The sequence below is a fragment of the Billgrantia hypersalina genome, from assembly GCF_052584175.1.
Genome location: NZ_JBMIQI010000012.1, coordinates 208,492 through 227,247 on the forward strand (window position 1 = coordinate 208,492; position 18,756 = coordinate 227,247).

15 protein-coding genes and 1 pseudogene are annotated in these 18,756 nt (G+C 63.0%); 6 read left to right on the plus strand and 10 right to left on the minus strand.

The features are described from left to right. Positions 1–53: 53 nt before the first annotated feature. The 4 genes and pseudogenes from ACOJCM_RS11840 to tdh form a co-directional block, all read right to left on the minus strand. A complete protein-coding gene (locus ACOJCM_RS11840; RefSeq protein ID WP_445212247.1) occupies positions 54–893 on the minus strand; it encodes an ankyrin repeat domain-containing protein in 840 nt (279 codons plus the stop codon). Positions 894–1,982: 1,089 nt separating this feature from the next. Further along, positions 1,983–3,983 (minus strand): annotated as a pseudogene (locus tag ACOJCM_RS11845) (type VI secretion system Vgr family protein); the annotation flags it as partial. Between the two features lie 180 nt (positions 3,984–4,163). Then, positions 4,164–5,354, minus strand: coding sequence for a glycine C-acetyltransferase (kbl, locus tag ACOJCM_RS11850; protein WP_445212248.1), 1,191 nt, complete (start codon positions 5,352–5,354; stop codon positions 4,164–4,166). Between the two features lies 1 nt (position 5,355). After that, positions 5,356–6,384, minus strand: a complete 1,029-nt coding sequence (tdh, locus tag ACOJCM_RS11855; RefSeq protein ID WP_445212249.1) for an L-threonine 3-dehydrogenase — start codon at positions 6,382–6,384, stop codon at positions 5,356–5,358. Between the two features lie 222 nt (positions 6,385–6,606). Here tdh and ACOJCM_RS11860 point away from each other — a divergent pair, with 222 nt between their 5' ends. Genes ACOJCM_RS11860 through ACOJCM_RS11870 form a run of 3 tightly spaced genes read left to right on the plus strand, consistent with a single transcriptional unit; the run spans position 6,607 to position 9,143 of the window. Beyond that, the gene (locus ACOJCM_RS11860) at positions 6,607–7,188 is read left to right on the plus strand and encodes a helix-turn-helix domain-containing protein (RefSeq protein WP_445212250.1); all 582 of its coding nucleotides are present in this window, start codon (positions 6,607–6,609) and stop codon (positions 7,186–7,188) included. 17 nt (positions 7,189–7,205) lie between these two features. After that, the gene (locus ACOJCM_RS11865) at positions 7,206–7,982 is read left to right on the plus strand and encodes a trimeric intracellular cation channel family protein (RefSeq protein ID WP_445212251.1); all 777 of its coding nucleotides are present in this window, start codon (positions 7,206–7,208) and stop codon (positions 7,980–7,982) included. Between the two features lie 33 nt (positions 7,983–8,015). After that, positions 8,016–9,143, plus strand: coding sequence for a DUF3541 domain-containing protein (locus ACOJCM_RS11870; protein ID WP_445212252.1), 1,128 nt, complete (start codon positions 8,016–8,018; stop codon positions 9,141–9,143). Here the strand turns inward: ACOJCM_RS11870 and ACOJCM_RS11875 are convergent. The 4 genes from ACOJCM_RS11875 to ACOJCM_RS11890 all read right to left on the minus strand — a co-directional run bounded on the left by ACOJCM_RS11875 (position 9,081) and on the right by ACOJCM_RS11890 (position 14,431). Beyond that, entirely contained in the window at positions 9,081–9,893 is an 813-nt protein-coding gene (locus ACOJCM_RS11875; RefSeq protein ID WP_445212253.1) for a PEP-CTERM/exosortase system-associated acyltransferase, read from the minus strand. The two genes, ACOJCM_RS11870 and ACOJCM_RS11875, sit on opposite strands and share 63 nt — an antisense overlap. 76 nt (positions 9,894–9,969) lie before the next feature. Next, positions 9,970–12,768, minus strand: a complete 2,799-nt coding sequence (locus ACOJCM_RS11880) for an EAL domain-containing protein (RefSeq protein WP_445212254.1) — start codon at positions 12,766–12,768, stop codon at positions 9,970–9,972. Between the two features lie 45 nt (positions 12,769–12,813). After that, positions 12,814–14,028, minus strand: a complete 1,215-nt coding sequence (locus tag ACOJCM_RS11885; protein ID WP_445212255.1) for a hypothetical protein — start codon at positions 14,026–14,028, stop codon at positions 12,814–12,816. Continuing rightward, a complete protein-coding gene (locus ACOJCM_RS11890; protein WP_445212256.1) occupies positions 13,997–14,431 on the minus strand; it encodes a hypothetical protein in 435 nt (144 codons plus the stop codon). Before ACOJCM_RS11890 ends, ACOJCM_RS11885 begins: the two co-directional genes overlap by 32 nt. 45 nt (positions 14,432–14,476) lie before the next feature. Between ACOJCM_RS11890 and ACOJCM_RS11895 the strand changes: the two genes are divergently transcribed. Continuing rightward, positions 14,477–14,698 (plus strand): hypothetical protein, encoded by a 222-nt coding sequence (locus tag ACOJCM_RS11895; RefSeq protein WP_445212257.1) that lies wholly within the window; start codon positions 14,477–14,479, stop codon positions 14,696–14,698. 243 nt (positions 14,699–14,941) lie between these two features. Beyond that, on the plus strand, positions 14,942–15,655 hold the full coding sequence (locus ACOJCM_RS11900; protein WP_445212258.1) for a DUF3581 domain-containing protein: 714 nt from the start codon (positions 14,942–14,944) through the stop codon (positions 15,653–15,655). A 35-nt stretch (positions 15,656–15,690) separates the two neighbouring features. Here ACOJCM_RS11900 and ACOJCM_RS11905 read toward each other — a convergent pair whose 3' ends face one another. Continuing rightward, positions 15,691–16,581, minus strand: a complete 891-nt coding sequence (locus tag ACOJCM_RS11905) for a universal stress protein (RefSeq protein WP_445212259.1) — start codon at positions 16,579–16,581, stop codon at positions 15,691–15,693. A gap of 37 nt (positions 16,582–16,618) precedes the next feature. Next, positions 16,619–17,680, minus strand: coding sequence for an acyltransferase family protein (locus ACOJCM_RS11910; protein WP_445212260.1), 1,062 nt, complete (start codon positions 17,678–17,680; stop codon positions 16,619–16,621). Between the two features lie 127 nt (positions 17,681–17,807). Here ACOJCM_RS11910 and ACOJCM_RS11915 point away from each other — a divergent pair, with 127 nt between their 5' ends. Next, positions 17,808–18,737, plus strand: coding sequence for an alpha/beta hydrolase (locus tag ACOJCM_RS11915; RefSeq protein WP_445212261.1), 930 nt, complete (start codon positions 17,808–17,810; stop codon positions 18,735–18,737). Positions 18,738–18,756: the final 19 nt, after the last annotated feature.

Below are 18,756 nucleotides of genomic sequence, written 5' to 3' on the forward strand. Positions count from 1 at the left end.
CTGCAAACAGCAGCGGTAGGGGCTGCCGGAACGTCCATAACGGAAATGAAGGGTCAGCGATCATGGCCCGGTGGCACTCGCGGCGTCAGCCCTTCGGCCCGCATCCGCTCGCGCACCTCGAGGGGGGAAGGCGGCGGGAACTCGACGCCGCGCTCGATCATTAGCTCACTTACTGTCTCGAAGCCTTGTCGAACTTCGCTAAGAGGTAAGCGCTGTAGCCTATCGTACACAACCCAGGCAGGTGTAACTCCAGTTGCTAGCCGGGTATCTACTCTCGCACCTTGCTCAAGCAGGTATACAGCTATTTCTGGTTTGGTTCCGAGGCAAGCATCGTGAAAGGCAGACCTGCCAATACTATCTTGGCTGTTTATATCGGCGCCATGCTGAATCAGTAGTTTGATATGCTCCAGTTTGCCACTGGTGATAGTGCGGTGAAGAAGAGGCGTTCCGTCCCCTGATTCGTCATTTGCTGACAAGCCTCCGTCCAGCATAGCCTCAAAATACTTCGTACTTTCACTCATTAGGGCTGCGCCTAAGGGGGTTCGCGCCGCCATACCTTCCATAGGGCTTTCACTGGGGTGCACCCCTAGTTCCACTAGAGTCCGTACGGCATCCGGATTCTGCTGCAGCAGGGCGAACCACATCAGGGTCATCTGCTTGTCGCCCCGGGCGGTGAGGTCCACCCCCTCGGCACTGCGGCGCAGCGCCGCCATGTCGTTGCGCTCGATGGCCCGGGCCAGCTCGAGATGCGGGCCGCTGAAGAACTCGTCGGCAGTGTGTTGGCGTGTCATTGTCAATCCCTGGGTTGGCTGGCAGCCGCTGACAAGAAGAAGCAGGGCAAGCAATAAAAATGAACAAAAGTGCAGAAGAAATGGGCGTCGCGTGGCCTGCATGAAGACTCCTTACGTGCAGTGATGGCCCGTGGCATCGGCCAGGATACGCTGATCGAAAGCCTTCTGGGCTTCCAGCCCCTCGATGACCTGCACCATACTGTGCCGCTCGACCGGATTGAAGCCGCGTCCGGGCAGGCGATACGGTGTGCCTTCCGCATCCGGCATCAAGGTGGCCAGTATCGTGCTGCTGGCGATAGCGGCAAGGGCGCCCGCTCCTCCTCCCACCGCTGCACCCACTCCGGCAGCTGCCAGGGTGGAGGTTACGGAGTGCTCTTGCATAGCAGTCAACAGCTCACCCGCGACACGAAACGCCCGGATGTTGTCGGGCCGAGGCTGATGCAAGGCGCCACCATAGCGCTCCACCGTGTTGCGATTCAGGCCTGCAGAATTGAATGTTGTTGCCGGAAGACCGCTTGCCCTTGAGGCGGCGGAAACCAGGCCACCGCCGAGGGAATGACCTGCCAAATGTACTTGAGAGCCACTTGTCGTGAGAGATTCCCCTATTTTTACTGCATTTTCGTAATAATCTGAGTGCAAGTCGAGGCCTTGGGCTATGTTATTGAGCAGGTCTTCACTGTTTGAAAAGTCTGTACCCTTAAAGCTTATTGTGAGACTTAAAGAGTATCTAAAAACTTTTAGGTCGGGTTGATAGGCTCCTGCCCTGAAAGAACTCCCATCAGAATGGAGGTCTGAGGGAGAGAGCCCCAAGTTTTCAAGCAGTTCCTCATTTTGACTTATATCCTCCCAACCCACCGGCACGGGCTGGCTGGGGTCGTAGACATGCTGCGCCAGGCGGGCATGTTCGACGGCGACGTTGTTGCGCGCGAAGCGCTCGGTAGTGGCAGCCAATGTGTCGCGGGAGCCGCCGGGTGGCATGGTGTCGAGCTTGGTCCTGGCGGCGGCGATCTGGCCCTGGCGGCACTGCCAGCGCGCCGCTTTCTGCTGCCTGGCCGCCTCGAGGTCGTCTACACGCGAGTCCGTCGCTTCTTCGCTCACCGCTGACGTGGCTTCGCCTGGTGCTGTGGCGGCAATTGCCAGTGCTGCCGACATGAAGCCGCCCGCCAGTGGCGTGCCGGCTGCCCTCAGCGTCACGTCCTCACTCGCTTCCGGCGTGGCGGCTCCCGGCACCAAGGCAGGGGCTGCGACCTGCCCGCTCCCCGTGCCGGGGCTGCCGCCGGAGTTGATCCTGACCTGGGCGCCAACGATGGTGATGCCGCTGGGGTCGAGCTTGAGGAAGCTGCCTCCGGCCTTGAGCGTGATCTCGGCACCGGCGTCGATGACAGCCTTGCTACCCGCCTGGTGGTGAATCTCCCGACCGGCCTCGACGAGCTGGGCGCGGGCGGTCTTCTCGTGGCGCGTACCGCCGACGATAAGGTGATCGTCACCGTCGATACGGACTTGGCGCTGGCCGTGAACCGCCTGGTGATCGTCGCGATGGATCTCGCTGATGCGGTTTCGGTGAACCGTGAGGTGGCTGTCGTTGCCGATTTCCTCGGTGCGGTTGTGGTTCGTCAGCAACTCCAGGTCTTTTTGGGCGTGGAGCCAGATCTGTTCCTGGCCGGCTTCGTCTTCGAAACGCAGTTCATTGAAGCCGTCACCCTGGTGGCTCCGGGTGCGGATGAGAGTCCGCGTCTTGTGCGTCGGCAGGGCATAGGGCGGTGTGCTGACGGCGTTGTAGACGCGCCCGGTGATTAGTGGCTGGTCGGGGTCACCTTCCAGATGGCTGACGATCACTTCGTGCCCGATTCGCGGGATGGCGATACTGCCGTACCCCCCGCCGGCCCAATCCTGGCTGACCCTGAGCCAGGCGCTGGACGCTCTTTCAGCGGCTTCGCCTTCAGCCCCGGCGGTGTTGGGCTCGGCATAGCGGTCCCAGGGGAACTGGACCTTGACCCGGCCATGCTCGTCGCAGTGGATCTCCTCGCCCTCGGGCCCGACGACGAAGGCGACCTGAGGGCCATCGACCCGAGGCCTGGGGTTGGGCGTGGGGCGCCAGGCCAGATCGGCGGGCATGAGCAGCAGTTCGTTGTGGTAGCGGGTCATGCCGTTATCGTCGCCCTGAACGGTGCCGTCTTCCTCCAGTGCCTGGGGCTGCGCGCCGTGATGGACCACCGCGAGCACCTGCCAGTCGCGGTTGAGTTCACTGAGGTCGTGCTCGGTCAGGGTGAAGCGGGTGCCGGGGGCGAGCTCGGGCAGGTCGCTCTCGGCGACGGCGGTGCTGGCATCCTGGCGCAGCGCCTCGAGGCGGATGCGGGTGAAGGCCTCCCCGGAGGAATCGACCTTGTAGCGGCCGGGGTAGTCGTAGTGCTCGTAGTCGACTCGCTGCGCATGCTCTTCGAGACCGTTGGCCAATTGACCGTGGAGCTGAGAATAGGCGGGGCGCTCGAAGGCGTAATCCTTGAGCGTCACCGAGGAGGGAGCGACGCGGGCGAAATGTTCCAGCTGGCGGACGTGGCGGCTCGGTGGCGTGCCGCCGGGGCGGCTGTGGTAGGTACGGTTGCCCAGGTGGGGCAACACATGGGGTGCGTCGGCGAAGAGCAGCCGATGGGCGGCGCTGCCGTTGAGGCTGTGGAACTCATGGAAGTAGAAGAGCCCCTCTTCGGCGGCGAGGCGCTCGATGAACGCCAGGTCGGTTTCGCGGTACTGGGTCAGGTACTCGCGGCGCTCGGGTTCCCGGGTGACGGCGAAGGAAATGTCGACCAGGCCGTGCTCGTCGCACAGGGTGTTGAGCGCGGTGAGCGGCGAGACGTTCTGAAAGATACGCGAATTGTGGCGTAGCGAGAGGCGCCACAGCGCGGGTCGAACCTCGATCCGATAGAACGTGTGGCGGTGGCCACGGTCGCCACGAGCGAATTCGCTCACCACGCCATGGATGAGACGCAACGCCGTGCCGTCTTGCCTTATCGTCAGCGTGGCCTCGCGATCGAGGATGTCGGTGGCGGAAAGAGTGCCGTTCCGGCTGGCGAAACGCACGGTCAGCGCGAAGGGAGCGGAGAGCTGCTCGCGGTGGGTGAATTCGGTGACCTTCAGCTCGGTGTCGGCCGCCCCGGCAAGTTGCAAGGTAAATCGGAGTCCGGTTTCAAGGGCCATGCTTCCCTCCTGGAAGACGGATACGGCCCTGGAGCAGCATGCGCTATGCCAGCCACGCCTAATTCAAGAGGTGGCAATATGTTATGGCTAAGGCGGCAGGAATCCTAAGTGGAATCAGGCAACTTGTTGCCTGAAGCGGGCAAGAAATTGCCTGCCTGGCAATTTCTTGCCCACGTACGGCTATAGCCCCAGGCGCTCCTTGACCCTCCCGAAGGCGGCCAGGGCGAACGTTAGGTCGTCGCGGTTCAGCGCGGCGGACATCTGGGTACGAATGCGCGCCTTGCCTTGGGGTACCACCGGATAGGAGAAGGCGATGACATAGACGCCTTCCTTGAGCATTTCCTCGGCGAAGCGCGCAGCAAGCCCGGCGTCGTGCAGCATCACCGGCACGATGGGATGCTCGCCCGGCAGCAGCTCGAACCCCAGCCGCTCGAGGCCTTCACGGAAGAAGGCGGTGTTCTCGCGCAGCTGATCGCGTAACTGGCGGGATTCGGCGGCCAGCTCGATGGCCTTCAGTGCGCCGGCCACCACCGGCGGTGCCACGGTGTTGGAGAAAAGGTAGGGTCGAGAGCGCTGTCGCAGCAGCTCGATCACTTCGCGCTTGCCGCTGGTGTAGCCGCCGCTGGCGCCGCCCAGCGCCTTGCCCAAGGTGCCGGTGGTCATGTCGATGCGGTCCATGCAGCCACGGTACTCGTGAGTGCCGCGCCCGCCCTCGCCGAGAAAGCCGGTGGCGTGACAGTCGTCGAAATGCACGAGTGCCCCGTAGCGCTCGGCCAGGTCACAGATCTCGTCGAGCCGGGCAATGTAGCCGTCCATGGAGAATACACCGTCGGTAGTGATGAGCTTGAAGCGCGCCCCGTCGCGGTCGGCGGCTTTCAGCTGCTCTTCCAGGTCGGCCATGTCGTTGTTGCGATAGCGGTAGCGCCTGGCCTTGGAAAGGCGCACGCCGTCGATGATGCTGGCATGGTTGAGTTCGTCGGAGATGACCGCATCCTCGGCGCCAAGCAGGGTCTCGAACAGCCCGCCGTTGGCGTCGAAGCAGGAGTGGTAGAGAATGGTGTCCTCGGTACCGAGAAAATCGGTCAGGCGCTGCTCGAGCAGCTTGTGCAGGCTCTGGGTGCCGCAGATGAAGCGCACCGAGGCCAGGCCATAGCCCCACGCTTCGAGGCCTGCCCTGGCGGCGGCGTTGACCTCGGGATGCTGGGCCAGGCCCAGGTAGTTGTTGGCGCACAGGTTGAGCACTTCCTGGCCGGCACCGATACCCACGTGGGCGCCCTGGGCGGTGGTCAGCTGGCGCTCGTGCTTGTATAGCCCGGCCTGGCGGATGGCATCGAGTTCGCCGCGCAGGTGCTGCTGAAAGGCTCCGTACATGTCATGACTCCCAGTTGAGGACGACCTTGCTTGCTTCTCCGCTCAGCATGGCATCGAAGCCGCGCTGGAACTCGGTATAGGGCAGGCGGTGGGTGATCACCGGCGAAATATCGAGGCCGGACTCGACCATGACCGACATCTTGTACCAGGTCTCGTACATTTCGCGGCCATAAATTCCCTTCAGCGTCAGCATATTGAAGATCACCGTGTTCCAGTCGATACCGATCTCCTCGGTGGGTATGCCGAGCATGGCGATCTTGCCGCCGTGGCACATGTTGGCCAGCATGTCACGAAGCGCCGCGGGGCTGCCGGACATCTCCAGGCCCACGTCGAAGCCCTCGGTGAGGCCCAGCTCGCGCTGCACCTCGGCGAGACTCTCATGCGCCACGTTAACCGTGCGGGTGGCGCCCAGGCGCTTGGCCAGTGCCAGGCGCCCCGGGTTGAGGTCGGTGATCACCACGTGGCGCGCTCCGGCGTGGCGACATACGGCAGCGGCCATGGCGCCGATGGGGCCGGCGCCGGTGATCAGCACGTCCTCGCCGAGCAGGTCGTACTGCAGCGCGGTATGCACGGCGTTGCCCAGCGGATCGAACAGCGCAGCCACGTCAAGATCGATCCCCGCCTGGTGTTCCCACACGTTGGACATGGGCAAGGAGACGTATTCGGCGAAGGCACCGGGGCGATTGACCCCAACGCCGCTGGTGTGGGCGCACAGGTGGCGTCTCCCGGCCAGGCAGTTGCGGCAGCGCCCGCACACGACGTGACCTTCGCCGGAGACGATCTGTCCCGGGTGGAAGTCGTTGACGTTGGAGCCGACCTCGACGATCTCGCCGACGAACTCGTGGCCCACCACCATGGGCACCGGAATGGTCTTTTGCGCCCAGTTGTCCCACTTGTAGATGTGCACGTCCGTGCCGCAGATGGCGGTGCGCTTCACCTTGATGAGCACGTCATTGATGCCGACCTGTGGGTCCGGCACCTCATCCAGCCAGAGACCGGGTGCGGCCTCCTTCTTGATCAGTGCTTTCATGTCTACCTTCCCGACTTGTGATTGGAGGGTTCGGTGGATGGGTTGCGAGAGGCTTATGGCAATTCGCAACAAGACATTTACTATAGAGGAATGAATTCCAGTATTGCAGAACAAATCCCCGATGCAAGAAAAAAATCCTGCATCATGGAGACGCCCTTCGTCACAGTGTCGCTCGAACGCTGAGCATGACGGGAAATAGTCATTCAATGAGGAGCAGTGTAGGTGGACGACAGAACGACGACCGGATCGCAGGCGGAGGCCGGCAGTCTCTCCACACGCGTGATCGAATTGCGCAAGCGGCGCGGGCTCACCCTGGAGCAACTGGCGGCGGCGTCGGGGGTCAGCCGTTCGATGCTCAGCCAGATCGAGCGAGGAAAGGCCAATCCCACCCTGGCGGTGACGCTGCGCATCGCCCAGGCCTTCGGCATGAATATCGGCGATCTGGTGGATCAGCCCTGGACCGCTTCGCGAATCGAGGTGGTACGCAGCGACGACGCCAGCCAGTTGTTTCGCGACGATCGGGATTGCCGCATCCGGACGCTTTCGCCGCTGCACATGGAAAAGAACGTGGAGTTCTACGAGGTACGGCTGGCGCCCGGTGCGCGCCTGCAAAGTTCGGCCCACTACGAGGGGACCCGGGAGCTGCTGACCGTTACCCAGGGCCACGCGCGAATCCTGGCGGGAGAGAACCGCTGTGAGCTCAACCCAGGAGATTCGGCCCACTACCATGCCGACCTGGAGCACACCATCGAGAACGATGGCGAGGAAGAGTTGGTGAGCTTTCTCGTCGTGACCTACCAATAGAGCGAGCGGAGGTGGACTTGACGGGGCTGGTGTACTGGTTGGACATGGCGGGCGTGATCGTCTTCGCCCTCTCGGGCGTGATTCTCGCCTGCCGTTCGCGCATGGACCCATTCGGCATGCTGGTGCTGGCCGCGGTCACCGGCATCGGCGGCGGCACCCTGCGTGACCTGGTGCTCGGCGTGCGTCCGGTGTTCTGGGTGGTCGATCCCACCTACCTGTGGGTGATCCTCGCCACGGTGGGCCTGTCCATCGTCGGCTTCCACTACATCCACCGCCTTTCGCGGGTTTTCCTCCCGGTCGCCGATGCCTTCGGCCTGGCGCTGTTCACGGTCATTGGCGCCCACAAGGCGCTGCAGCTGGAAGCGCCGGGCGTGGTGGCGGTGTTGATGGGGCTTTTGACAGGCGTAGCGGGCGGCATGGTGCGCGACGTGCTGGCACGGCGCGTGCCGATGGTGCTGCGCCAGGAGGTATATGCCACGGCCTCCATTGCCGGCGGCATTGCCTATGTGGGCCTGGGGGCGCTCGGCGTACCGGCCGGTATCGCTATCGGCCTGGCGCTTGGGGTCACACTGGGTCTGCGACTGGCTGCCATCTACTGGGGGCTTGCCCTGCCGGTGTTCGCCTGGGTGGTCATTCCTCCGCCCACGGAGCCGGCAGCGGCCCCGAACGGCGAGCCCGGGGCAGGCGAAACGTCCGACGAGCAGAAAAAGAGGGTCCAGGCGCGCCCCAAGGTCAGGGTACGCATGATCACGCCCAGGCAGCAGCGTACGCAGCGAGGCCGCCAAGGAGGCTGAGACCATGAATGAGCCACGGCGAAAGGCAGGATCATGAAGCCCTCGGCAACGGCCCTGCCGTGCCTGCCTGGCGGCCGCTGGTACGCGCTGGTGTTGCTGTTGTGGCTGACAGGATGCGCGGTCGAGTCCGTGAGGCCGGCGCACGACGACTCGGCGGCAGGCCAGACCATTCAGGCCGTCTACGAGGCTGCCTTCACCGAGTTGCCTCGCGACAAGCAGCGGCACTATGCCCAGCGACTCTATCGCATCAGCGGCGAGGCGCACTACCTCGGTCCCATCAAGGCGCATGGCCGCCGGCTTCTGCTCCAGCTCGAACGCGACATCGATGGCCTGAAGGAACCCGGCTATGCGGCAGCCCGGGCTCTCGAGGTAATCGCTCATTATCCACGCCGCACGGCCAAGCAGCGAGCACGTCAGGCGATGCTGGCGGAGTGGGGCGAGATGGCATTCGCTCGCCAGCTGCTTTTTCGCCTGGTACAGCTGGAGTACTACGGCCTGCTGGAAGCGTTACCCGATCATGAACGGGCGCTCGATTACCTCGCAGGCCTGGCGTGGCAGCGCTTCCTGACGGATCCCGGCGTCATGCGCCTGTATGCCGCTCAGGTAGCCAACCAAGCCTGGTTCCTGCAGCAGTTGGGTGTCGCCGACCTGCGCCAGGAAGTGCGCGAGGCGTTTCTCGATACCTTTCCGGCGGATAGCGTGGCGGCCCTGGGCGATGCCGACTATCGCAACCGGCTTTACGGCATGACGCACATGGTGATCGCCGACAGTCGCTATTATCAGCGTTGGGTGGAGAGCGAGAGGCACGCCTGGATTCTCGAGGCGTTCTCCAGCGAACTCGAGCGTATCCTGGATGAGGCGACGGCCGACATCCAGGCCGAAGTCGCGCTCAGCTTTCTGCTGGCGGGCCACGAGAACCATCCGGTCGTGACACGAATTCGCCGGCGCTTGGTCGAGGCCATCGATCCTGACACAGGCATCATCCCCTCCGCGGAAGGCGAAACCGACCTGGCGCGCGGTGAACATCGCAACGTGCTGGCTGTCATGGTGCTCACCTGGCCTGGGCGGCTTTACGCCGGGCCCGATCTGTCACGCAGGCTACCAGAGGCCGAGCTGCTCCCGGTCGGCAATGGCGAGCGGAAGCTGGCAAGCCAGCTGTGAGCGGATAAGATGGTAAGGGGTTGCCAGGGCGCGGCTCCTCTCGCGCTTGGCCACCTCGTTGTCGATATAAAAGGCGTTGCGCTGGCCATGCAGCTCGATGGCATCACCCACCCGGGTGAAGCGGAACCCCGACATGGCCAATAACCGCGGCAGGCGGGCCGCCATCATGGCGAAGATGTGCCGGCGCCCGACCAGGTCGACCAGTGCATGAGTCGCCAGGAACAGCGAGATGGTGATCAGCGGGAAGACCCGGCGCTCATGATCGGAAAATGCATGGGTGAGAGGGCCATCGGCGAGCGTTTCATGGCGGATGGGGCGGTTGCGGAATACGCGAGCCGTGGCGAAACGAGATATTTCACAGATCTGGTCGAGGGGCAGGCGTCCCGGGTGCAGAGTGGCGTGGGTCAGACTCGTCCCGGCGTATTCCTGTAGAGGGAGGCGAAGCCCGGTGTGCTCGGCGTCGGGAGGAGGAAGGATCAAACGGAAGCATCCCGCATCGATGCCCGAGCGGCGATGTACCATCAGGCAATGCAGGGCGCTGTCATCGTAGGGGTCCAGTTCCATGCCTGTGCTGTGGCAATCGGGCGGCGTATAACCAATCTCCTGGCAGTAGACTTCATGCCTGAGGCGGTAGACGCGTTGCCTGTCTCGCTCGTCAATGGCCAGCTTGAGGAAGAACTCGTCGATCAGTTGCTGGAACTGCTCGCTGCGTCCGGTCGTTTCCTGCGCGGGTGTCCTGCGACTTCCCATCGGTGCACTCCTTGCGCTAGCGCGGTGGGTGACAACTCTACAGTGCTATAAATTAGTCGATACGAATGAACCCTGCCTAGAAGATATCCTGAAGCGGTGACGGCTTGCCCAAGTGGTAGCCTTGGCCGTATGTGATGCCATACGAGGTCAGAAGCGGTATCAGCGCTTCCTGATCCACGAACTCGGCGATGGCCAGCTTGCCGAATCCGGTCGCGATGTCGGCGATGGCCTTGACGATGACCTGACTCTCGGGATTGGTGATCAGGCTGCTGATGAAGGTGCCATCGATCTTGATGAAATCCACGGGCAGTTCACCGAGATAGTGGAAGCTGCTGAAGCCGACGCCGAAATCGTCGAGGGCGGTGCGACAGCCCAGGTCGCGCAGTGCATGTAGTACGCCGCGAGCGCTGGAAAAATCGGTAACGGCCGCCGTTTCGGTGATCTCGAGGATCAGGTGGCGTGGGTCTGCACCGCTGGCCGCCAGCTCCTCCATGAGAAACTGCTGGAGCCCCTCGTCGTGCAGGGTCTGGCCCGAAAGGTTGACCGATAGGCTGAGGCCCTGCGCCTGGATTCGGCTCAGGGCCTGCAGGCTATGCTGCAGTACCCAGCGATCGATCTGCACGATCTGGCCGCTGCGCTCCGCCACGGAAACGAAGTGGGCGGGCGAGATGAGGGCGCCCTTGTGGCCCCGCATGCGCAAAAGCACTTCGTAATGACGCACGTCGCCATCGCTGAGGCGCATGATGGGCTGTACCATCAGCTCGAAACCGTCCTCATCGAGCGCCTGGCGAATTCGTTCCACCCAGTAGACGCGCTCCTGCAGTTCGTCCTTGGAGCGATCGTGCGTCGAGAGCAGGTGCCAGCGCTGGGCACTGCTCTCCTTCGCCTTGTACATGGCCAGGTCGGCATTGGCCATCAGGTCGGCAGGGTTGGTGCCATGTACGGGAAACAGGGCAATGCCGAGGCTGGCGGTTGCCCGGTGGAGCTGTCCGCCGGTATCCAGGCCGGTGCCGTCGAGCAGCGGCGTGATCTGCTTGGCGATGCTGATGGCTCGCCTGGCATCGGCGCCCTCCAGCAGCAGCGCGAATTCGTCACCACCCAGGCGTGCAAGGATGCCGCAGTGGCCGAACTCCTGAAACAGCGAATCGGCCACCATACGCAGCAAGCGGTCGCCGGTGTGGTGCCCGCTGAGCTCGTTGACATCCTTGAAGTGGTCCAGATCGAGCAACAGGACCGCGCCGCTGCGCCCACGCTGCATGACGTTGCCCAAGGCTTCCTGAAAATAGCGCCGATTGTACAGCTCCGTCAGTGGGTCGCGCTCAGCCAGCCAGGTGAGCCGCGCTTCGGCCAGCTTGCGGTCGGTAATATCGAGCCCGACCGAGATGCGAGCCGCTCGGTCGTCGCCGCGCGCCGCCAGGGGAGCGTGGTACCAGGCGATGGTGCGCTGTCGACCATCCGAGGTCATCAGGCTACGCTCCTCCTGGAAGGACTCCTGACCGCTGCCGGTGCTTGAATTGAACACATCATCGAAAGGTCGGCCCAGGAGCCGTTCCTCCTGCATGGCCATAATGGAAAGGGCGTAATCGTTGACCAGCGTGATGCGATCCTGACTGTCCTGGGTAACGATGAAGACGCGTGCCGTATCCAGCAGGCTACCGACGAAATCGCGCTCGCGGGCCAGTTCGTCAACCCGTTCGGCAAGCTGGGCGCCGCGTGCGGTGACTTCCTGCTGCAACGCCTCGAGCTGGTCGGACAGGGCCAGCGTCGTACCTTCCAGCACGTCGATTTCGTCCTGAAGCCGGCTGCGCGGGGCGGGTATGGCGCTGCGGGTTTCCTCGAAGCCGCCATGGGCCAGTGCCGGAAGGACGCCGGCCAGACGTCGCAGCCTGGCCATGGGACGCAGCAGAATGGCCAGCAGCAGGAGCTCGGCTGCCAGCCAGCCGCCGAGGCCGACCAACAGCAGGTTGCGTGTATTGCGCTGGATGTTGCGGATCTGCTGGGTAATGTCCGTGGCGAGGAGGAAGAAGCCGGTGCTGCGTCGGTTCTCATCGGTTTCCATGCGCACGGCCGAGAGCTCGTAGTCGCGCCCACCATGCTCCAGCCGCAGCGGGGCTTCGAGAATGTCGCTGAGCATGGCCTCCTGCGAAGCCTGGCGGAGTAGCGGGAGGTACTCTTCGGTATGCGTCAAAGCCACCAGGTGGCCGCTCCAGTTCGGCAAGTGTCGATCCGGCAGGACATCCGTCTCGAGGGAGCCGGTGATCAGCAGGGCGACTTCACTGCCGGAAACCTGTTGGGCCTGGCGGGTCACATCGGCTAGCGAACGCGACAGTATCACCATGCCGACACTATCCCCCTCGACCAGTACCGGAACCGCGGCGTACTGTCGGCAATCGTTGGCGCACCGCAGAGCCGTTAGAGGATATTCGGTCTCCATGACCTGGCGGACCCATTCCTGAACCGGACGCTCCTGGTCGACCTGGCCTTCCCCCCATTCGGCCAATCGGCGGCCGCGTGCGTCGAACACCATGATCTCGTCGACCCCGGCCTCGAGCTGAAGCGTGGGCCATTGGGGGGAAAGGGAGCCGACCAGTTGTGCCTGGTCGCTGGCGGCCAGCGCCGGCCCCAGATCGGGAGACGCCGCGGCCAGCGCAGCAAGCTGTAGCAGGCTCTCTTCGGAGCGCTGTAGGGTCAGCCGAATCTCGCGCGCTTCCCGTTCGTTGCTCTCGCTGAGGCTCTCCTCGAACTGGCGCGTCAAGTTGGCATGTCCGAGCCAGGTAAACAGCCCCGCCAGGAGCAGCAACAACAGGCTGCTCAGGGCAAGCACGCGCCAGGTCAGGCTGAAGCGAGGACGAGGGGCTGTCGGGTGAGCGTGCATGCTGGCTGTCCGTGACCGGTTCATTGAGGCGTCGCGTGCCGTCGTTCAGAAGCGCAGCGAGAGTTGGAAAAGCACCATGTTCCAGCGCCGGCGGGTTTCGCTGGGTTCCGGCTCGTCATGCAATGGCAGCCAGCCTGTGCCATCGACGTGATGATACTCTCCGGACAGCAGGACCCGAGGCGTCACGTTCCACTGCAGCCCCAGGGTCAGGTCATCGGCATACTGCGTATGGGCCGGGCCGCCCCCCATGGCCTCGTACCGGCTCCCCGACCGATCGTCGCGATTGTTGACCAGGCTGTCGTAGCGCACCAGCCATTGCCAATTGTCGCTGAAGCGGCGGGTGTACTGTACGTACCAGCTCTCCCCGGTAACGTCGAAGTTGAGGAAAGGATTGGCAAATCCCTGAAGCGTGGACGTGCGCAGCGCATATTCCCCTGTGAGGCTCCACAGCTCGGCGTTGTATTGCAGCGAGAGGATCCAGGGGCGGAAATGGAAGTCTCCATCTCTCATGCCGGGCATGCCGGACTCGAAGCGTGCCCTCGCGCTGGCGGCACTGATGGCGGCGATCACGCGCCCACCATCGTGTTCATAGCGCAGCTGGCCGATGGCCGAGAGCCTCGGCTCCAGGGAGCCGGGTGTGTTCTCCAGACGCATGGTGCGGCGCAGGTCGTCGCCTGTCTGGGTATCGCCCGCCCCGACCTGGGCGCGAACCGTGCCCGTGGGGACGCGCTCCTCGTAGTAGGCGGTAATGCCGTCCGCCGCGAGCCCGAGCGAGCGCGTACGATCGAAATAGATGGATTGTGGCAAGAGGATGCTGGGGCGCGTGAAAGCGACATCTCGCGTCTGGTTATAGAAGCCGAAGGGATTCTTGAAGCGGCCCACCTGTATGCCCAGGGTGCGTTGCTGATTCGTGAGCGGCTGATAGTCGACGACCCCATAGTCGAGAACCGGCCGTGCGTCACTTCCATCGCCACCCGCTCGACGGCTCAGCACCTGGGCGGCGATGAGTACGTCGTGGCGAGGCCGGAGCGAGGCGTTGGCACCGATTTCGGTGTACTTGATGCTGCCGCCTCCGCTGCTGCTGGGGCCGAAGAAGTCATTATGATCGGTGATGACCAGCGCCTGGCTGAGAAAGCCATGCAGCTGCAGGGTCTCCATGAGGTCTTCCGCCGCCGCCATGGGGGCCCAGGCCAGTGCCAGAGCCAACAGCATGGGACGTGAGAGGCGGCTACTCCATGGTAATGACTTGGACACGATCATCCAGATACTCCCTCTCCAGATACCCAAGGGCGCCGGGCGTGGCGGCGACGCGTTCCAGCATCTCTGACTGACTTCTGACCTGATTGGGTGCCTGCCCCGTTCCCGAGAACACCATGCGATCCCAGGCCAGTTGAAGCTGATGGGGATAGACGGTGAGCCGCTCCTTGGCGAAGCGTGCGTGTACGGGATGGTTATTGGGCAGCACGAAGACGCGAACGGCCTGGCCATCGGGCCAGCTGCGCTGACGCATGGCAAAGATGGCCCGGGCGGTATCGCGGGTCAGTGTGGAATTGGCTACCTGCGGGTGGCCGATCAGCATGACCCGCGGCTCATCGGCATGGGCCGCGGGAATGAAAAGAGCCAGCACCAACGGCAGCAGCAACAGTCGCGTCAGCCCAGCCACGCGCCACCTTTCCAAAGGGCTTGCCGAATCGGCATGGTGAGAGACATGAGCGACAAGGACACGGCACGGTCCGGCAGGACTCTCCCCATGCCTGGCCCGGTGACGGTGATGGTCAGCCAGGACTTCACGAGCGTATCGATAATGTTATCCCCCGAGCCATTGCGGGCGGCAACGCTCATGCCCGGCAATGTCAAGCTCCCTGATGATTATGTATCGTACTTTAGCCGCTGGGTGTCGTTGCACACTACTGACGATTCACAAGGATGACATGCGCAGGCGTTGGCCACGCGCCCCCATGATGCCAGTTGTTTCGTGTGACTACGGTAACATAGATTCAACGTAGGATTGCCGCGGCAGGAGCGAAGCCCGAGAACGCGAAAGCGACGACACGACCCAGGGTGAGGGCAACCCGCGATATTGCCCCGTCCGGCTTGAAGTGACCTCACCTAGGTAAAGTATGGCATCATCACTATTCTGAGGCATTCCAACCAAGGACAGGCCAGAACTCCCATGTTTCTCGATTCCTACCATACGCAAGCGGGCTCGCGGGTCTGCATTACGGCGCAGCAGGCCAGCGATTTCGCCAAGCGCATCGCCGGAGATTTCAATCCGATACACGATGCGGACGCCCGACGCTTCTGCGTCCCAGGCGATCTTCTGTTCGCGTTGGTGCTGAGTCGGTTCGGTCTCTCGCAGCGAATGGATTTTCGTTTTCGCAGCATGGTGGGAGACGGCACCTTGCTCTGCCTGGAGGAACGAGCCGAGGGGCAGGTCACGGTCAGCGACGACGAGGGGAAGCAGTACCTGGAAGTGAGCCGGAATGGCGCGACGAACCATGACGAATCCGTCATCGAGGCCTTTACGCGCTGCTACGTGGCGTTTTCCGGCAAGAACTTCCCCCATGTTCTCAAGCCGTTGCTCGAGGAAAAGGGCGTAATGTTCAATCCCAAGCGTCCGCTGGTGATCTACGACAGCATGGGTTTTTCACTCGATCGAGTCGACCTGGTCGACCCGACCCTGGAGCTGGTCGACTCGAGGCTGGACGTTGCGGGAAAGCGCGGCGACGTGAAGCTCGAGTTTCGTATCGTCGACCGCGGCGAGGCCGTGGGCAGCGGTTCGAAAAAGCTGGTCGTCAGTGGCCTGAGCGATTACGACGCAGCGGCGATGGACGAGATCGTCGCCGAGTTCTATCGCCTCAAGTCGGCCTACGAACGCGGGCGTTGAACCCGATCCGCTGAGTGTCGTCCGGCAGGGTATCGCTACACCGTGACGGTAACCGGGCAGTGAGCCAGGTCGATGACGCGATGGCTGACGCTGCCCAGCAATTTCTCACGCCAGGTTCCTAGCCCTCTGCGCCCCATAACGATGACAGGGCTATCGGACAGGCCGTGAGCAAAGTTAATGATGACTTCCGCGTAGCGTTCCCCCTCCAGACAATGGGTTGCGACCCCGGCCGGAATCTCGCCCAGGTGCTGGCGCGCCTGGTCGAAGACATGCTCGGATTCGTCCGACTCCCCTTCCTGGAACGGAAGAGCGCCTGCCGGCCGACAGTACAGCAGTTCCACCGTGGCACCGGCGCTACGGGCCAGTTCCCCTGCCAGCCCGGCAGCGCGATCGCAGTGCGGGGAACCATCGACTGGAAGTAGCACCTTGCCGATGCGCTCTCCGGTTTCGTCGGCCATCTCGGGGTGGACGACCGTGACCGGACAGGTGGCCTTATGCACTAATTCATTGCTGACGCTGCCTTCCACGAGCTTGCCGAAGTCGCTCGAATGCCGTGCCCCCACGACCAGCAAGCAGCGCTCTTGCTTGCGTGCATGGTCGAGGATGGCGCGGGCCGGGTGCCGCACGAAACCCTCCTCTTCCAGCGTGATCTCTTGCGGCGCCGGTGCCAGCGTAGGGGGAATAGCCGCTCTGGCGCTGGAAAGGGCATCCTTCGCCGCTGCCAGGCGCAGGGAGCGATCGCGATCCATCTCGGCTTGTCGATTGGCCGGCACGTCGCTCAGCTCGGCGGGGTTGAGGGGCATGACGTGGACCAGTTGCAGGCGAGCCTCCAGAAGGTGGGCAAGCAGGGCGGCATGACGCGTTGCGGCATTCGCTGCGGGAGAGCCGTCTACCGGTACGATGACAAGCGAAATAGCGCCACTCATGGAAACAAAGCTCCTGTTCGCAAAGGACAGGCATAGCCTAGCGCACTGAGGCGCGTGACGTCTGCCGCGCTTCGGGAACATGCAGGGTCTTGCCGAACAGCATGCCGCCGCCGGGTATGCCATTGGCGATCCGGTTCAGTCCGATGGAGCCGGCCATCCCCACCACGATCAAGGCCAGGGAATAAGTGAGCAACGTGAAGTTCATGAATTCGTCGGCGAAATCCACCATGGCGAAGAACATGGGGTGTGCCAGGTAGATGCCGAACGAATAGCGGTTGACCGTCTTGACCAGCGGCGTGGCGTTCACGCTTCTTAATCGGGTGACGGTAAACAGGGTGAACAGGATGAAGAAGGGCACCACCCAGGTTTCCTTCGAGGAGTATTCCAAGTGGCTAAACAACGTGAACAGGACGATGGCGCCGACATAGGCCAGCAGCAGCTCCGGTCGCGACAGCCACTTGAGCCAGGGCACTTCCTTCAGCCGTCCGGGGGCGAGCTGGGGGTAGTGATGCACGACCAGCATGGCGAGGAAGAACAGGTAGATCCAGCCGAGCGGGGCGATCCACAGCAGATAGCCCGGGGGCTCGATGCCGAAATGGCGAGTCAATCCCCAGTAGGCAATGCCGATCAAGCTGCCGATCACCAGCCAGGGGCCGGGGGGTAGCCAACGCTCGAGAGCATAGCGGCAGTAGAGCCAGTAAAAGGCGTAGAACTGCATGGCAATGATCAGGAAGTACCCGTGCCAGCCGGCAAAGACCAGATACTCGGTCAGGGTGGCGAACAGGTCCACCGGTACGCCTTCCCGGCGCAGGTTCACGTAACTTGTCAACGAGTAGATCAGGCCGTAGACGACGTAGGGCACCATCACGTACTGCAGGCGCTTGACCAGGAAACCCGACGGGGGACGATTGCCGTAGCGCATCGAGAACAGAAAGATCGAGATGAAGATGAAGATGGGCGTGCCGAGCACGGTAGGGATTCGCGCCAGGTCGACATAGACGTTGTCGATATGCTGGTTGAGCCGGTCGAGGAAGTGGTAACTGAACACGGCCAGGCAGCCGTAAAAGCGTAGCCAATAGATTTCTTCGATCCGCTTCATGTTAGCGCCTGCCTTCCCTGTGCAAGGAACATCGACCGTCGACACGATGTCGGACCATAACGAGACGGAAAGATTCCTTAACAGACTTAATATCTTACGATGGAACCGGCACAAGGAGATCCGTGCCATGGCACTCAAACATACCATTGCCGCCGTGTTGGGCCTTGCGCTGCTATGGGGAGGGAAGTCGCAGGCTGGCGAGGTGATTTATCATCGCTTCTCTTCCGAGGTGCTGGGGCGGGACTATCCCTACGCACTCTACCTGCCCGAAGGTTATCGCGAGTCGAACCTGGCCTATCCCGTCCTCTACCTGCTGCACGGCTCGTTCGGCAGCGAAAGGGACTGGGTCGAGAGCGGCCAACTCAAGCAAACTGCCGATCGCATGATTCGTGAGGGCCTCATCCCGCCCATGGTCATCGTCATGCCCAGCAGCGAAAGCTGGTGGATCGACGGGCACAACGAAGCGGCGCGCTCGGCCTTTCTCGACGAGCTCATGCCCTACGTGGAAGCGACCTGGCGGGTCGTTCCGCTACGCGAATGGCGCGCGATCGCCGGCCTCTCCGCCGGCGGCTACGGCACCCTCAACTTTCTGCTGGAGCGTCCGGACCTGTTCGCTGCCGCCGCGGCCCTGAGCCCGGCAAGCTATCATCCGCTGCCGCCGCAGCGCTCCTCGGCGTGGCGGCATCCCGCCTTCCTCGACGAAGCGGGCAATTTCGACACCGAGCTATGGAAGCGTCGCAACTATACCGCACACCTGGAGGAATACCTCGAGGGGGACTGGGTCGTGCCGCTCTATCTCAGCGCCGGTCATCGTGACAGGTACAATGCGGAGCACCACGCTCGAGTCGTGCGTCAGGCGCTTGCCCCGTATCAGCCCGACCTGGTGACCCTGGAAGTGCTCAATGGGGGGCATACCTGGCGCGTTTGGCGGGCCAGTCTGCCCAATGCCCTGGCCTGGATGGCCCGCTTCATGCAGGAGCCCGTGCCTCTCGAAATGCTGGCCGAGGATACGGCTGCCTACGAGTACGACGAAGGCGATGTGGCTGTCGCCCCCTGACGCGACTCCAGTAAGTGGC

Excerpts from the sequence above, each read along its gene's own strand:
- kbl (WP_445212248.1), bottom strand. The coding sequence starts at position 5,354 with ATGTACGGAGCCTTTCAGCAGCACCTGCGCGGCGAACTCGATGCCATC.
- ACOJCM_RS11915 (WP_445212261.1), top strand. The coding sequence starts at position 17,808 with ATGGCACTCAAACATACCATTGCCGCCGTGTTGGGCCTTGCGCTGCTA.
- tdh (WP_445212249.1), bottom strand. The coding sequence starts at position 6,384 with ATGAAAGCACTGATCAAGAAGGAGGCCGCACCCGGTCTCTGGCTGGAT.
- ACOJCM_RS11870 (WP_445212252.1), top strand. The coding sequence starts at position 8,016 with ATGAAGCCCTCGGCAACGGCCCTGCCGTGCCTGCCTGGCGGCCGCTGG.
- ACOJCM_RS11910 (WP_445212260.1), bottom strand. The coding sequence starts at position 17,680 with ATGAAGCGGATCGAAGAAATCTATTGGCTACGCTTTTACGGCTGCCTG.
- ACOJCM_RS11880 (WP_445212254.1), bottom strand. The coding sequence starts at position 12,768 with ATGCACGCTCACCCGACAGCCCCTCGTCCTCGCTTCAGCCTGACCTGG.
- ACOJCM_RS11885 (WP_445212255.1), bottom strand. The coding sequence starts at position 14,028 with ATGATCGTGTCCAAGTCATTACCATGGAGTAGCCGCCTCTCACGTCCC.
- ACOJCM_RS11905 (WP_445212259.1), bottom strand. The coding sequence starts at position 16,581 with ATGAGTGGCGCTATTTCGCTTGTCATCGTACCGGTAGACGGCTCTCCC.
- ACOJCM_RS11900 (WP_445212258.1), top strand. The coding sequence starts at position 14,942 with ATGTTTCTCGATTCCTACCATACGCAAGCGGGCTCGCGGGTCTGCATT.
- ACOJCM_RS11875 (WP_445212253.1), bottom strand. The coding sequence starts at position 9,893 with ATGGGAAGTCGCAGGACACCCGCGCAGGAAACGACCGGACGCAGCGAG.
- ACOJCM_RS11895 (WP_445212257.1), top strand. The coding sequence starts at position 14,477 with ATGAGCGACAAGGACACGGCACGGTCCGGCAGGACTCTCCCCATGCCT.
- ACOJCM_RS11840 (WP_445212247.1), bottom strand. The coding sequence starts at position 893 with ATGCAGGCCACGCGACGCCCATTTCTTCTGCACTTTTGTTCATTTTTA.